Source organism: Streptomyces fulvoviolaceus, from assembly GCF_000718165.1.
GTDB classification, from domain to species: Bacteria; Actinomycetota; Actinomycetes; order Streptomycetales; family Streptomycetaceae; genus Streptomyces; species Streptomyces fulvoviolaceus.
This window is the reverse complement of sequence record NZ_JOEY01000018.1, coordinates 72427-86767: the sequence shown is the minus strand read 5'-3', so window position 1 is coordinate 86767 and position 14341 is coordinate 72427. Positions and strand designations below refer to the sequence as shown.

The 14341-nt window shown below is 70.9% G+C and carries 11 protein-coding genes; 5 read left to right on the top strand and 6 right to left on the bottom strand.

What is annotated here, in order from left to right; genetic code table 11:
* Window positions 1-46: 46 nt before the first annotated feature.
* The 3 genes from IG08_RS0120630 to IG08_RS0120620 all read right to left on the bottom strand — a co-directional run bounded on the left by IG08_RS0120630 (window position 47) and on the right by IG08_RS0120620 (window position 6144).
* Window positions 47-1882: a cellulose binding domain-containing protein gene (locus IG08_RS0120630; protein ID WP_078655673.1), complete on the bottom strand. Its 1836-nt coding sequence runs from the start codon at window positions 1880-1882 to the stop codon at window positions 47-49.
* A 202-nt stretch (window positions 1883-2084) separates the two neighbouring features.
* On the bottom strand, window positions 2085-3233 hold the full coding sequence (locus IG08_RS0120625; protein ID WP_030604363.1) for a Glu/Leu/Phe/Val family dehydrogenase: 1149 nt from the start codon (window positions 3231-3233) through the stop codon (window positions 2085-2087).
* Entirely contained in the window at window positions 3226-6144 is a 2919-nt protein-coding gene (locus tag IG08_RS0120620; protein ID WP_030604361.1) for an FAD-binding and (Fe-S)-binding domain-containing protein, read from the bottom strand. The genes IG08_RS0120625 and IG08_RS0120620 overlap by 8 nt, the downstream gene beginning before the upstream one ends.
* Window positions 6145-6298: 154 nt before the next feature.
* On the opposite strand from IG08_RS0120620, the gene IG08_RS0120615 reads away from it, so the two are divergent.
* Entirely contained in the window at window positions 6299-7213 is a 915-nt protein-coding gene (locus IG08_RS0120615) for a LysR family transcriptional regulator (protein ID WP_030604359.1), read from the top strand.
* A 21-nt stretch (window positions 7214-7234) separates the two neighbouring features.
* On the opposite strand, the gene IG08_RS59155 is transcribed toward IG08_RS0120615, so the two are convergent.
* Together IG08_RS59155 and IG08_RS57265 are read right to left on the bottom strand one after the other, a co-directional pair.
* On the bottom strand, window positions 7235-7402 hold the full coding sequence (locus IG08_RS59155) for a hypothetical protein (protein ID WP_234342922.1): 168 nt from the start codon (window positions 7400-7402) through the stop codon (window positions 7235-7237).
* 41 nt (window positions 7403-7443) lie between these two features.
* Complete coding sequence (locus IG08_RS57265; RefSeq protein WP_078655672.1) at window positions 7444-7647, bottom strand: toxin-antitoxin system HicB family antitoxin; 204 nt, start codon at window positions 7645-7647, stop codon at window positions 7444-7446.
* A 28-nt stretch (window positions 7648-7675) separates the two neighbouring features.
* Between IG08_RS57265 and IG08_RS0120605 the strand changes: the two genes are divergently transcribed.
* Entirely contained in the window at window positions 7676-8962 is a 1287-nt protein-coding gene (locus IG08_RS0120605) for an RNA-guided endonuclease InsQ/TnpB family protein (RefSeq protein WP_030604357.1), read from the top strand.
* A gap of 136 nt (window positions 8963-9098) precedes the next feature.
* Here the strand turns inward: IG08_RS0120605 and IG08_RS0120600 are convergent, their stop codons facing one another.
* Window positions 9099-10013 carry a LysR family transcriptional regulator gene (locus IG08_RS0120600; RefSeq protein ID WP_030604354.1) on the bottom strand — a complete coding sequence of 305 codons (915 nt, stop codon included), beginning with the start codon at window positions 10011-10013 and terminating at the stop codon, window positions 9099-9101.
* Between the two features lie 144 nt (window positions 10014-10157).
* Between IG08_RS0120600 and IG08_RS0120595 the strand changes: the two genes are divergently transcribed.
* From IG08_RS0120595 to amaB, 3 genes are read left to right on the top strand one after another with little or no spacing between them, the layout of a single operon-like run.
* Entirely contained in the window at window positions 10158-11363 is a 1206-nt protein-coding gene (locus IG08_RS0120595) for an NAD(P)/FAD-dependent oxidoreductase (RefSeq protein ID WP_078655671.1), read from the top strand.
* Window positions 11364-11389: 26 nt separating this feature from the next.
* The gene (gene hglS, locus IG08_RS0120590; protein WP_030604351.1) at window positions 11390-12787 is read left to right on the top strand and encodes a 2-oxoadipate dioxygenase/decarboxylase; all 1398 of its coding nucleotides are present in this window, start codon (window positions 11390-11392) and stop codon (window positions 12785-12787) included.
* The gene (amaB, locus tag IG08_RS0120585; protein ID WP_030604350.1) at window positions 12784-14316 is read left to right on the top strand and encodes an L-piperidine-6-carboxylate dehydrogenase; all 1533 of its coding nucleotides are present in this window, start codon (window positions 12784-12786) and stop codon (window positions 14314-14316) included. The genes hglS and amaB overlap by 4 nt, the downstream gene beginning before the upstream one ends.
* Window positions 14317-14341: the final 25 nt, after the last annotated feature.

The window sequence follows — 14341 nt, the reverse complement described above, 5'->3', positions numbered from 1 at the left end:
TGCCTTTCTTGTTTCCCGCGGAGTCTCCCGGGGACGGACGGCCTCCTCAGTTCTTGAGACGGGCGATCGAGAGGGTGCTGGACGTGGGCGACGAGCCGCTCATCCCGGAGCTGTAGTCCGGGGTGGCCGCCGTGAAGGCCCAGGCGAGGCTTGAGTCGGGGAGGACGGCGATGTCACCGGCTATGCGGGCGTCCACCACCTCGTCGGGCGCCACCGTCTTGCCGTCGTAGTCGATGACCCGCAGGTGCGTGCCGCCGAACTTGCCGGTGCAGGTGCCGGACTTGCAGACGGCGTCGGTGACCTCCTCCCAGGAGACCAGGAGGTTCTTGCCGTAGGGCGCGATACGGACGTTGACGTGGTCGGTCTTCGCGTCGTCGGTCAGCTGGACGGGGTCGCCGTCGGGCGTCGAGCCGTCCTTGAGGAAGGCGACGGTCACCTGGTGGGTGTCCGTCTTCGGGGTCACCTTCCAGCCACGGCCGCTGCTGTCCTCGGGGTTCTTGACGGCCGAGGCGGCGCCGCGTGAGGCCCATGCGGTGGCGTACCGGCCGGTGGCGGACTTGACCAGGTCACCGGACCTGCCGGGGTACGTACCGCCGCAGTAGCCGGCCCAGCACTCCTCGCGCTGGACGACCGGGGCGTCGTCGGGGGCGCCGATGCCGGTGCTGACCAGCAGGCCGGACCGCCAGTCGTCGAAGCAGAGAGAGGTGAACGCCCCGGAGGACTCGGGGTGCAGGGCGATCCCCTCGTTGTGGCTGCAGCCCCAGTCCCAGCCGCCGTCCTGCGTGGTGCCGGAGTCGTTGACGTAGGCGAGCTTGTCGCCGAAGTGGCCGTCGGCCCAGCCACCCGCGCCGTGGACGACGAAGTAGGCGCCGTACTTGCTCCCGTTCCACTTCAACTGGCTGTCCAGAACCGGCGAGGTGTCGTTGCTCGCGGTACCGGTGAGCTTCTTGTCGAAGGCGAGGGAGCCGTTCTTGTAGCGGACCAGGGCCGCCGCGGTCTCGTCCCACTTGTTGGTGTCGGACACCCGGGTCAGCAGCGCGAAGCCGTCGTTGTGGGCGACCAGCCCGCCGACCTCCTTGGTGCCCGGGACCACGGTGTCGGCGCCGTCACGCGCCAGTGCCGGCGTCAGCGGGGTGACGTGGATACCGTCGGCGGCCGGCCACGCGACCTTCACGGTCCCATCGGGAGCGGCCTGCGTGTCCACCCGCGTCCACTCCGCCTGCTGGTTGTAGCCGGCTTCCAGGTACGACAGGGACGAGGGAAGCGTGATCTTGGAGACGCTCAGCCGCGAGGCGAGGGTCCCGTCACTCGCGGCTTGCGAGGAGGCGGGCGTGGTGGGGGTGCCGGTCGTCGGGGAGGCGGAAGGCGAGCCGCTCGCCGTGGCCTTGACGGAAGCGCTCGCCGAGGCCGACGAGGACGGGCCGGCCGGGGCGGACTTGCCGCTGTCGCAGACGGCACCGTTGAACTTGAAGCGGGACGGCGTGGCCTTGGCGCCGGAGGCCACGAACCCGGCGCGGACCTTGTCGCCGGTGGCGAGGGTGCGGTTGGCTCCGGCGCCCCGGACCGTCACCTTGGAGCCCTTCTGGGACCAGTCGGCGTTCGAGCCCCGCACGATCTTCTGCCCCGAGGGGAAGTCGAAGGCCAGGGTCCAGTTCTTGGCGGGCTTCCCCTTGTTGGTGACCGTGACGCTCCCCTGGAAGCCACCCCGCCATGTGTTGCCGACGCTGTACTTCACGCTGCACGTGGCTTCGCTCCCCTGGGCGAACACCGGGACCAGCACACCGCCCGCCGCGATCGTCAGAACGGCTGTCGCGATCGGGACGGGGCGCAGGGCCCGCTTCCGCAGACCATGTTGGGGCTGGGTCCCCGACGTTGCTCGCATGTGCTGGCTCCTCTGGTGTCCATACGTTCGTCGCAGGGCAGGCGAGACCGTCGTCCGGTCCGCCGGTCGCCCCGCGGGTCCTGGATCGAGGTCGCCGCAGCCGGGGGAAAGGCTGCCGCGATCGCCGCACCGATACCGAACCGACACCTGGAACGGCCGCTCACCGCACTGACGGCCACGGGTGTCGCGCACCAGGGCGTGGTCAGTCGCGGGGTATGCGCCCCTTGCTCCGCATCGCGGCGAAGACGCGCTGCTCGGCCAGGGCGCGGCCGGCGGTGTGTGGGGTGACGTCCCGGCGGTCGGCCTCGTCGAGGACGGTGACCGTGTTGGCGCGCAGCCTGGTCGAGATGGTCTCGAAGATGGCGGTGGTGTCGGGGCGGAAGCCGGAGTAGCGGGCGTCCATCGCGAAGGCGGCGGCGACGACGCCTCCGGCGTTGGCGACGAAGTCGGGGAGCAAGGTGATGCCTCGCCGGGCGAGGATGGTCTGGGCCTCCGGGGAGGTGGGCAGGTTGGCACCTTCGACGACCAGTTTGGCCTTGATCTCGTGCGCGGTGCTGTAGTCGATGACGTCCTGGAGCGCGGCGGGCACCAACACCTCGCAGTCCACGGTGAGTTCGGCGCCGGAGGGGAGGGCGGTGCCCTGCCCCACGCGTGTGACGAAGTGGTCGCCGTGCTCCTCGCGGGCCGTCAGGAGGGCGTCGACGTCCAGGCCGGTGGGGGCGTGCAGAGCCCCGTGCGCGGTGGAGACCGCCACGACGGTGGCCCCGAGTTCGACGAATCGCCGGGCGGCCGCGCTGCCGACGGCGCCGAAGCCCTGGATGGCGACACGGGCGCCGGACAGGGGCAGGCCCAGGTGCCGGGCCGCGGCGTCGGTGCTTTCGGCGACCCCGTAGCCGGTGACGCCGAGCTTGTCGTACGCCACACCGCCGAGGTGCTCGGGGGTGCCGACGGCGGCACCGCGGTCGCCCAACTCGTCCTGGATGATGGCGGCGTCGCTCTCGGTCAGCCCCATGTCGAGCCCCATCACGTACTCGCGCGGGACCTCGTTGGACAGGGCGCGGGCGAAGGCACGCAGGATGGCCTCCTTGTCGGGGGACGCCGGGTCGGCGACGATGCCGGCCTTTGCGCCGCCGTAGAAGAGGTCGACGCTCGCCCACTTCCACGTCATGACCCGGGCGAGGCGGGCCACCTCGTCGACGGTCACCGTGGGGCTCATACGGGTTCCGCCCTTGCCGATGCCCCGGGCGGTGTTGTCGATGACCAGGACGCCCTTCATGCCGGTACGGCGATGAGAGACGACGACGATCTTCTCGGGGCCCCAGTCGTCGACGAGGGAAAGCGCGTCAGTCACAGGTGTGTTCCTTGTCGGTAGCGGGAGGCAGGGCGCGGGCGATGAGCTGCGCGAGGTGGGTGCCGGTGCGGTCGGTCTGCTGGGCGATCTGGCTGCGGCAGCTGAAGCCGTCGGCGAGGACGTGCGTGCCGGGGGCGGCTTCGCGTACGGCGGGGAGCAGGACCTGTTCGCCCGCGGCGACGGAAACGTCGTAATGGCCGCGTTCGAAACCGAAGTTGCCGGCCAGGCCGCAACACCCGGAGGCGAGCGTGGTGTTGTCCACGCCCATGCGGTGGAGGAGCGCGCTGTCGGCGCCGAAGCCCGAGGTCGCGTGCTGGTGGCAGTGCGTCTGGCTGATCGAGTGGGCGTCGAGGTGTGGGGGTTGCCAGTCGGGCGCGTGCCGGACGAGGAGTTCGGCGAGTGTGACGGTGGCTCCGGCCAGGGCGCGGGCACGGTCGTCGCTGTCCAGCAGTTCGGGCAGGTCGGTCTTGAGGGCCGCCGTGCAGCTGGGTTCGAGACCGACGACCGGAGTGCCCGAATCGACGGCCGGGGCAAGGGCGTTGACGGTGCGCCGCGCGATGCGTCGGGCTACGCCGAGTTGGCCGGTGGTGATCCAGGTCAGTCCGCAGCACTGGGTGCCGTCGGGGACCTGGACCCGGAAACCGGCGTCCTCCAGTACTGCGACCCCGGCCTCCAGGACCTCGGGGGTGAAGTGGTTGTTGAAGGAGTCGACCCACAGCATGACCGGGCCCCGGTGGCCGTCCCCCCGCGGTGTGCGGCGACGGAACCGGGCGAGGAAGGTCTCGTCGGCGAAGCGCGGGATCTCGCGCCGGCCGTCGATGCCGCCGAGCCGCTTGAGGAGTGGGGCCAGTCGGGAGGAGGTCAGGGCGTTGACCAGGCGTGGCATCCGGGCGGCGGCGCGGGACAGCAGCGGCAGCCAGCCCATCGTGTAGTGCGAGGCAGGCCGCACGCGGCCCTTGTAGTGGTGGTACAGGAACTCCGCCTTGTACGTCGCCATGTCCACCTCGACCGGGCAGTCCGCGCTGCACCCCTTGCAGGACAGGCACAGGTCGAGGGCATCGCGGACCTCGGTCGACCGCCAGCCGTCGGTGATCACCTCGCCCTGGGTCATCTCGTACAGCAGGCGGGCGCGGCCCCGGGTGGAGTCCTTCTCGTCGAGGGTGACCCGGTAGCTGGGGCACATGACGTCGCCGCGGTGGGCGGCGGTACGGCACTTGCCGACGCCGACGCAGCGTCGGGTGGCCTTGGCGAAGTCGCCGTCGTCGGAGGCGAAGGAGAACACTGTGGTGAGCGGTAGTGGGGTGCGGTGCGCGCTGACGCGCAGGTTGCCGTCGACCGGCAGCGGCCGCACGATCATGCCGGGGTTCAGGCCGTTGTCGGGGTCCCAGATCTCCTTGAACTCCTCGAACAGGGCGATGACTTCGGGTCCGTACATCAGCGGCAGCAGTTCGGAGCGGGCCTGGCCGTCGCCGTGTTCGCCGGACAGGGAGCCGCCGTGCGCGGTGACGAGCTTGGCGGCGTCGGTGACGAAGGCGCGGAAGACGGCGGTGCCGTGTTCGGTGGTGAAGTCGAAGTCGATACGGACGTGCAGACAGCCCTCGCCGAAGTGGCCGTAGACCGCACCCCGCAGGTCGTGCTGGGTCAGCAACTGAGTGAACTGGCGGAGATAGGAGCCGAGTTGGTCGGGCGGCACGGCCGCGTCCTCCCAGCCGGGCCAGGCTTCCGAGCCGTCGGGCATGCGGGTTGCCAGGCCCGCTCCGTCCTCGCGGATCCGCCACAGACTGCGGGCTCGGGCGGGATCGGTGACGATCTCGCTGCCAGTGAAGCCGGTGGCCTGCCCGGCGATCTCGGCGAGTTCCATGGCCCTGAGGGGCAACTCGTCCGCCGTACCGCCGAGTTCGGCGAACAGCCAGGCCCGGGCGGTGGGCAGGGTGTCGATGGTCGCGCGGGTCTCGGGGCGGGTGACGATGTCGGTCAGCGCCTGGTCGAGCCCCTCCAACGCCAGCAACCGGTGCTCCAGCAGGGCGGGTACGGCGTCGGCAGCGGCGCCTGAGTCCTGGAAGCCGAGGACGACCAGGGCCCGGGCGGGAGGCGGGGAGATCAGGCGGACGGTCGCCGAGAGGACGACGGCGAGGGTGCCCTCGCTGCCGACCAGGGCGCGGGCGAGGTTGAAGCGGCGCTCGGGCAGCAGGTGTTCCAGCGCATAGCCCGACACCTGCCGCGGGAAACGGCCCAGCTTCGTGCGCAGCGCCTCCAGGTTGTTCTGGGCGAGCCGGTGCAGGGAGGCGATGAGCTGCCCGCGGTCGTCGTCGGCGGCGATGGCCTCGTCGATCTCCGACTGGGTCATCTCGCCGAGCCGGACCACCGTGCCCCGGTAGGTGACCACTTCGAGTTCCAGGACGTTGTCGGCCGTACGCCCCCAGGCCAGGGAGTGCGATCCGCAGGCGTTGTTGCCGATCATGCCGCCGAGCGTGCAGCGGCTGTGGGTGGAGGGGTCGGCGCCGAAGAGAAGGCCGTGGGCGGAGGCCGCGCTCTGCAGATCGTCCAGGACGATGCCCGGCTGCACCGTGGCGGTCCCCGCCTGTGGATCGAGGGCGAGCAGCCGGTTGAAGTGGCGGGAGAAGTCCAGGACCACGCCCGCTCCCACCGCCTGTCCTGAGGTGCTGGTGCCGGCCCCGCGCGAGGTGACCGGCACGCCCAGGCGGCGGCACACGGCGAGGGCGTTGAGGACGTGCCGCCGTTCTCGCGGGAAGACCACGGCGAGCGGGATCTGACGGTAGTTGGAGGCGTCGGCCGAGTACTGTGCCCGGCGGCCCGCGTCACCGGCGACCTCGCCGCAGTCCCCTCCCGCAAGGGCCGCGGCCACAGCCGCCGCGTCGAGGCCGGCGCGGCCCGGCGCTGTCGTGGTCACTGTGCTCGCTCCTCCTTGCCCACCAGGCGCGTTCGCCCTGGTCCTCACCACGATGTGGGCCGGGCGGGGTCGCCCAAAAGGACCAGCAGAACGAAAGAATTGACGCTTCAGGGCAAGGGATGCTTACGCTTGACTCCACCCCTGAGGAGGCCGTGTGCTGAAGCCCCTGCACCTGCTCACGCTGAAGGCCGTGGTCCACAGCGGGTCGTTCGCGATCGCGGCCCGCGATCTCGGCTACACCGCGTCCGCGATCTCCCAGCAGATCTCCGCCCTGGAGAAGGGGACCGGCCTCGTCCTGTTCGAGCGCGAGGCCCACGGGATCCGCCCGACGGCCGCCGCCCACCGCCTGGTCGACCTCGGCGATCGCGTGCTCGCCGCCCTGGACGACCTCGATCACCAGGTGCAGGAGCTGGCCACCGGTGTCACCGGCCGGCTGCGGCTGGGCAGCTTCCCTACCGCCGGCGTCAGGCTCGTACCGTCCGCCCTGTCGGCGTTCGTCGACAGCCATCCCCGCGCCCAGATCCAGCTGGAGGAGGGCGAGCCCGAGGAACTGGTCGCCGCACTCGGCGACGGCGACCTGGACATCGCCCTGGTGTACGAGTACGGACTCAGCCCCCACCCATGGCCCGACGGTCTGACCCACCACCGGCTGCTCAGGGAGGACCTCGTGCTGCTCCGCGCCCGTGGCAGCGGCCTGAGCGCACAGCTCCCCCAGCTGTCCCGGGCCCGCTGGATCACCAGCCGCGAGGGCACCGCCGGGGCCCGGTCGACCGTACGGCTGTGTGCGGCGGCCGGGTTCGAGGCCGCGGTCGCCTTCCGCAGCAACAACTACGACGTCGTACGGGAGTTGGTGTCCGCGGGACTCGGAGTGGCGGTGGTCCCGGCACTCGGCCACGCCCCGAAGGACACCATCGAGGCCACCCGCCTCACCCAACGCTCCGCGCACCGCACGGTGACGGCCCTGCACCGCAGCGAGAACAGCAACCCGCTGCTGGCGGCAATGCTGTTGTCGCTGGGGCGAGCGGTCCCCATGGACGAGCCGTTTCTGCACCCGGCCGAGCCGATGTGACCTGGCCGGGTGCACAAAGGGCTACGGCGCCGGTATCTGCTCGGGCCGTGCATGCGGTTCGTCCGAGTCGGACATCTCGTTGAGGACGTCGAGGCCGACCGAGCCGCCGGGCATGACGCCGCGGGTGCAGCGATAGCCGTAGAAGGCGTAGATGAGCAGGCCCACGAGCAGCCAGCAGCCCAGCCGCATCCCCGGATCTCCCACCTTGTTTCGGGCAGGTGCCCGGTCGTTTACGGCCGGGGTGATTGCCCACTCTCCCGTAGCGGGGAAGGGGTAGCCGGATCGGCATCATCGCGATCCGGCGTTCCGCCCGACTCGACGGCGCGGCGCACGAGGGACACCAGCCAGGAATTCAAGGAGCGGTCGTCCGCTGCTGCGGCAGATCGGGCCCGCTCGTGCAGATCGTCGGGGAGTCTCAGGTTCACATGCCTCATGGGACCACTCTTGGACTAAAATGGTCCCATGTCCAGGTTTCGCATGTATCCGACGCCGCAGCAGGCGGAGCAGATGCTCCTGCACTGCGTGCACGCCCGGTACGTGTGGAACCTCGCCGTCGAGCAGCACTCCCACTGGCAGCGCGGGCGGAAGCCCGCGCCCGGTTTCGCCGAGCAGTGCAAGCAGCTCACTGCGGCACGCCGGGACAATGACTGGCTTGGCGCGGGCAATGCCGACGTGCAGCAGCAGGCGCTAAAGGACTTCGCCAAAGCCAAGAACGCCAAGTTCATGTCCGGGTTCGGCGAGCCGACTTGGCGCACGAAGTACCGGCACGAGGGCTTTCGGGTCATCGGCACCGACCGGGTACCCGAGTACGAGACCGACGGCACGCCCAAGTTGAACGCGAAGACCGGCAGGCAGGTGATGGGCCGCTCCGTCGTCGTACAGAAGCTCAACCGCAAGTGGGCACAGGTCAGGGTGCCCGGATGCGGCTGGGTCCGCTTCCGCCTCACCCGGGAGATGCCCCGGGCGAAGACATTCCGGGTCACCTTCCGTAACGGCCAGTGGCACATTGCCTTCGCGGTAATCCCCGAACCCATCGAGGCTCCCGGTACGGGCGAGGTCATCGGCATCGACCGGGGCGTCAAGATCACCGCGGCCCTCTCCGACGGCCGCACCCTGAACTGCCCTCAGCTCACCACCCGCGAGCGGGCACAGATTCGCAAGCACCAGCGCCGCGCCGCCCGCGCCCCCAAGGGCAGCGAGAAGAAGACCGCCGCCTACGGCAAGATTGCCAAGCTCAAAGCCCGCGAGGCCGACCGGCGCAAGGACTGGTGCGAGAAGACCTCGACCGCGCTGGCCAGGTCGTACGACCTGGTGCGGTTCGAGAAGCTGAACATCAAGAACATGACCCGCTCGGCGAAGGGAACTGTCGAGGAGCCCGGTAAGAAGGTGCGGCAGAAGGCCGGGCTGAACCGGGCGATCCTCGCCCAGGGCTGGGGCCTGCTCCGCCGGCGCACCGAGCACAAAGCACCCGGGCGCGTCGAAGACGTACCCGCCCCCTATACCTCTCTGCGGTGCAGCGCCTGCGGGTGGATCGACAAGAAGTCTCGCGAGAGCCAAGCAGACTTCCGATGCACCTCGTGTGGCTTCACCTGCTACGCGGACACCAACGCAGCAACCAACGTCGCGGCAGGGCAGGGCGGGATTCCCCGCCCCCGGCGATCAGCCGGTGCCGGAGGGACGACAACGACCACGAGCCGTTCGAGCGTCCGTGAACCTCAACCCAACTGGGTTGAAATCCCCCTCTTTTAGGAGGGGGAGGATGTCAATGGCCCGAAACCTTCACGCAGGATCCCGGTCCGCAGAAGGGGGCTGAGCATGACAACTTACGTCCCTGAGGGCAAGCAACGCTGATGTAGCCGGCGCCGGAGAGCGAGCAGAGCCTGCTCTACTCCGATGTGTCACGCCGGGATTCCGCCACCGCCCGGAGGACGTCGATGAGGGCGGCCACCGTCGGCCGGCGCTCCGCGGAGGAGCGGAACACCACGACGATGTGCCGCTCGATGGTCTCGCGCAGCCGCACCACGTCGAAGCGCGAGGCGCGCAGTCTGAGCATCAGATCCGTCACCGTGCTCACCCCGATGCCCGCCTCGACCAGCGCCAGGGTGGCCGCGGTGTCGATCACCTCGTGCCGTACGTCGGGCTCCACGCCCGCCCGTCGGCAGGCGGTGCGCACGGCGCGGCCGTAGTAGCTGTCGGCCCACGGCAGGACCCAGCGCAGATGCTGGGTGTCGGCCAGGGAGATCTCCTCGATGCCGGCCATCGACCCGGTGGGCACGGCGAGGGAGAACCGCTCCCGGTACAGCTGGGTCACCCGCAGGGCGGGGTCCCGCGGGATGGGTACGTCGGGGTAGTCCAGGCCGAGCGCCAGGTCCACGGCGCCGGAGGCGACGGCGTCGTACACCTCGTCGACGTCCATGTCGCGGCTGTGCACGTCGAGCCCGGGATGGGTCTCGTGGACGCGCCGCAGGGCGAGCGGCAGGATCTCGGCGGCGGCCGTGGCGAACAGGCCGACCCGCAGCACCCCGGAGACCTCGCCGCGGCTGCGTTCCAGTGCCTCGACGGCCTCGGCCTCCGTGGACAGGATCCGCTCGGCGTGCAGGGCCAGCGTCCTCCCGGCGTCGGTCAGCTCGACCCGCCGGCCCACCCGCCGCAGCAGCTCCATGCCGGTGGCCTTCTCCAGCGCGGCGATCTGCTGGGAGACCCCGCCGGGGGTGTACCCGAGGGCCTGGGCGACCGCGGTGATGGTGCCGCGCCGGGTCAGCTCGACCAGGGAACGCAGCTGGGAACTCGTCCAGTCCATAGAGAGAAACCTAGAGAGAAACTTATAGAGAAGCTAATAGATCAGCAGCAAGAACTGTTCATGGACGTCAACGGTTGGGTTGCGCCACGATGACGGACAGCTAGCTGATCAGCGTCTTTCTCCCTCCCTCCGGAAGGACGACCCTTGTCCAGCTCCTCCCCCTCTCCCTCACCCTCCCCTTCCTCCTCCGCCTTCCGCACCGTGCCGCCCACCGCCGATGTCGTGATCATCGGGGGCGGGGTGATGGGTGCGAGCATCGCCTTCCACCTCGCCGAAGCAGGCGTGACCGATGTCGTCGTGGTCGAGCGCGACGAGCTGTGCAGCGGCAGTTCGGGCAAACCGATCGGCGGAGTGCGCGCCCAGTTCTCCGACCCGCTCAACATCGAGCTGGGCGACCGGAGTCTGCGCGCCTTCCAGGACTTCCCGCACCGCCCCGGCGCCGACATCCGCCTGGACAGCGTCGGCTACCTCTTCCTGCTCACCACCGAACAGCAGGCCACCGCCTTCGAGGGCAGCGTCGGCATCCAGAACGGCCTGGGCGTCCCCACCCGCATGATCGCCCCGGACGAGGCCCACCGCCTCTGCCCCTACATCAGCACCGACGGCCTCCTGGCCGCCGCCTTCTCCCCCACCGACGGCCACGCCCGCCCCGCACTGGTCGTCCAGGGCTACGCCGACGCCGCCACCCGGGCCGGCGTCACCTTCGCCACCCACACCAGCGTGACCGGCATCGACACCACCGGCGACCGCGTCACCGCCGTCCACACCGACCGCGGCCGTATCGACTGCGCCACCGTCATCTGTACGGCGGGCGCCTGGTCCGGGCGGATCGGCGCCATGGCCGGCGTCGACCTGCCGGTACGGCCGGTACGCCGCCAGCTCGCCTTCACCACGCCGCTCACTCCCCCGGCGCCCCGCATCCCCTTCACCATCGACTTCGCATCCTCGGCCTACTTCCACAACAGCGACGACGGCCTGCTGTTCGGCCTCGCCGACCCCGCCCAGCCCGACGGCTTCGACACCACCTGGACCCCGGAGTGGCTGGAGCTCTTCCGGGACGTCGCACGGGACAGGGCCCCCGCACTCGCCGACATGGCGATCGCCGACGGCTGGGCGGGTCTGTACGAGGTCACCCCCGACCACAACGCCCTGATCGGCCGCTCAGGTGACCTGCCCAACTTCCTTTACGCCACCGGGTTCTCGGGCCACGGCTTCCTCCAAGCCCCCGCCGTCGGCGAGATCGTGCGCGACCTCCACCTCGGCCGCGCCCCCTTCGTCGGCATCTCCCCGCTCAGCGCCGACCGCTTCCGGACGGGAGCGGAGATCCGCCCCGAAGCCCACGTGGTGTGAACTCCCCGACAGGAAGGGCCCCTTCGATGATCAGCCAGTGGCAGCTACGTGCCGCCTTCGCCGCGCGGCTCTCCGAGATGTACGGCCGTGAGGTCCCCGCCTACACCACGCTCGTGGACGTCTCGCGCGAGGTGAACGAGGACGTCCTGCGCGCCCAGGGCGCCGACGCCGAACGCCTCGGCTCCATCAGCCGCGTGACCGCGGAACGCCACGGCGCCATCCGCGTCGGCACCCGCGCCGAACTCGCCCAGGTGGCCCGGGTGTTCGGCGCCCTGGGCATGCGCCCGGTCGGCTTCTACGACCTCCGCGAGGCGGCCGCCAGCGCGGTCCCGGTCGTATCGACCGCGTTCCGTCCCGTCGACGGCGAGGAGCTGGCCCGCAACCCCTTCCGCGTCTTCACCTCCATGCTCACCCCCGCGGACCCGCGCTTCTTCGACCCCGAACTCCGCGCCCGCCTGGAGACGTTCCTCGCCTCCCGCGAACTGTTCCCGCCGGAGCTGCTGGCCCTGGCCGACCGGGCGGAGGCGGAGCAGGAACTGCCCGAGCAGGATGCCGAGCGCTTCCTCCAACTGGCCGTAGCCGCCTTCGAGTTGTCGACGGAGCCGATCGACAAGGCCTGGTACGAGACCCTGGAGCGGGTCTCCGCCGTCGCCGCGGACATCGGCGGCGTCCGCAGCACCCACATCAACCACCTCACCCCGCGTGTCCTGGACATCGACGAGCTGTACCGCCGTATGACCGAGCGCGGCATCGAGATGATCGACACCATCCAGGGCCCCCCGAAGTGGACGGGCCCCGACCTGCTGCTGCGCCAGACGTCCTTCCGGGCCCTGGCCGAACCCCGCGCCCTGCGCACCCCGGACGGCGAGGTGACCAGCGGTGCCCTGCGCGTGCGGTTCGGCGAGGTCGAAGCGCGCGGCATCGCCGTGACGCGCGCGGGACGGGCGCTATACGACCGGCTGCTCACCCTCGTCGACCAGCAGGCGACCGCACACCCCGGTGCCGACCGGGCCGAACTCGCCCGCACCCTCTGGGCGGAGCACGTCCCCGGCACCGAACGCGAGCTCGCCGCCCAGGAGTTGGCGTACTTCAAGTACAGCGTGGCTCCCGACCGCCCCCGCGACGGCAGCCGCCCGCCCGAGATCCTCGGCGACCTGCTGACCCAGGGCTGGGTACGGGCCGAGCCCATCGTCTACGAGGACTTCCTGCCCCGCTCAGCGGCGGGCATCTTCCAGTCCAACCTCAGCGAGGCGGGCTCCCGGGACAACGAACAACAGGGCGCCGCCTACGACAGCGACTGGCTCTCGGGCGCCATCGACCGCGAAGTCCTCGACCCCTTCGCCCTGTACGAGCGCCAGCAGAACGAGTCCCTCGCGCAGGTCGCCAGCGAGCTGCACCTCACCACCCTCAAGGGAGCATCATGACCGGCACGACCGCCCTGCCCACCACCGAGGACCTGCGCACCCGCGCCCTGGCGAGCCTGGAGCGCATCGGCGCGAACGTGGTGGAGGGCACCGACTTCCAGGCCCGTACGCCCATCACCGGCGAGGACCTGTTCGGCCTGGCCGCCGCGACCGCCGACGCCGTCGAGGAGGCGCTTGCCGCCACCCACGAGGCGTTCCTCACCTGGCGCACCACACCGGCTCCGCGCCGCGGAGAACTCGTGTGCCGCCTGGGCGAGTTGCTGCGCGAGCACAAGAGCGACCTCGCCGACCTCATCGCCATCGAGGCGGGCAAGATCCGCTCGGAGGCGCTCGGCGAGGTCCAGGAGATGATCGACATCTGCGAGTTCGCGGTCGGTCTGTCCCGGCAGCTCTACGGCCGCACGATCGCCTCCGAGCGCCCCGGCCACCGCCTTGCCGAGACCTGGCACCCGCTCGGGGTCGTCGGCGTCATCTCCGCGTTCAACTTCCCGGCGGCGGTGTGGTCCTGGAACACGGCAGTGGCGCTGGCCTGCGGCGACACGGTGATCTGGAAGCCGTCGGAACTCACCCCGCTGATCTCGGTGGCCTGCGACCGGCTGCTGGCCCAGGCGGTCGAAGAGGTGGGCGCCCCCCGCGACGTACACCGTCTTGTCCTCGGCGACCGCGCCATCGGCGAGAAGCTCGTGGACGACCCGCGCGTCGCGCTCGTCAGCGCCACCGGCTCCACCCGCATGGGCCGCGAGGTCGGCCCCCGGGTCGCGGCCCGCTTCGGGCGCACCCTGCTGGAGCTCGGCGGCAACAACGCCGCCGTCGTCGCCCCCTCGGCTGACCTCGACCTCGCCGTACAGGGCATCGTCTTCGCCGCGGCGGGCACGGCGGGCCAGCGCTGCACCACCCTGCGCCGCCTCATCGTCCACCGCGACATCGCGGACACCCTCGTGGCCCGACTGACGGCGGCGTACGCCAAGCTCCCCATCGGCGACCCGTTCGACGAGAGCACCTTGGTCGGCCCCCTCATCTCCCCCACCGCCTTCGACGCCATGCAGGACGCGGTCGCCCGCGCGCAGGCGCAGGGCGGCAAGGTCCTCGTGGGCGGCGGCCGGCGCCTGGCCGAAACGGCGCCCCGGGCCGCGTACGCCGAGCCGGTCATCGTCCGCGTCGACGAACAGACCGACGTGGTCCGGCAGGAGACCTTCGCCCCGATCCTCTACGTCCTGACCTACGACACCTTCGAGGAGGCCGTCGCCCTGCACAACGACGTCCCGCAGGGCCTGTCCTCCAGCATCTTCACCCGCGACCAGCAGGAGGCCGAGCGCTTCCTCTCGGCCGAGGGCTCCGACTGCGGCATCGCCAACGTCAACATCGGCACCTCCGGGGCGGAGATCGGCGGCGCCTTCGGCGGCGAGAAGGAGACCGGCGGCGGCCGCGAGTCCGGCTCCGACGCCTGGCGCGCGTACATGCGCCCGGCGACCAACACCATCAACTACTCCAGCCGCCTCGCCCTCGCCCAGAACGTCAGCTTCCTCTAGCCGACGCCGAGACCGGGTGGCCCGG